Raw genomic sequence first — 472 nt, forward strand, 5'->3', positions numbered from 1 at the left:
CTCACCGTTTCTTCCCTGACAAAAGAGCTTTACAACCCGAAGGCCTTCTTCACTCACGCGGCATTGCTGGATCAGGCTTGCGCCCATTGTCCAAAATTCCCCACTGCTGCCTCCCGTAGGAGTCTGGACCGTGTCTCAGTTCCAGTGTGGCTGGTCGTCCTCTCAGACCAGCTACTGATCGATGCCTTGGTGAGCCTTTACCCCACCAACTAGCTAATCAGATATCGGCCGCTCCACGAGCATGAGGTCTTGCGATCCCCCACTTTCATCCTTAGATCGTATGCGGTATTAGCGTAACTTTCGCTACGTTATCCCCCACTCCAGGGTACGTTCCGATATATTACTCACCCGTTCGCCACTCGCCACCAGAGCAAGCTCCGTGCTGCCGTTCGACTTGCATGTGTAAGGCATGCCGCCAGCGTTCAATCTGAGCCAGGATCAAACTCTTCAGTTTAATCTCTGTTACTTTGCC

1 rRNA gene is annotated in these 472 nt (G+C 53.4%); it reads right to left on the bottom strand.

The annotated features are described in order from the left end of the window. Positions 1-454 (bottom strand): 16S ribosomal RNA (locus tag ACL9RI_RS27650); the annotation flags it as partial. Positions 455-472 lie beyond the last annotated feature (18 nt).

This window comes from Janthinobacterium sp. Mn2066 (assembly GCF_049319705.1).
Taxonomy (GTDB): Bacteria; Pseudomonadota; Gammaproteobacteria; order Burkholderiales; family Burkholderiaceae_D; genus Janthinobacterium.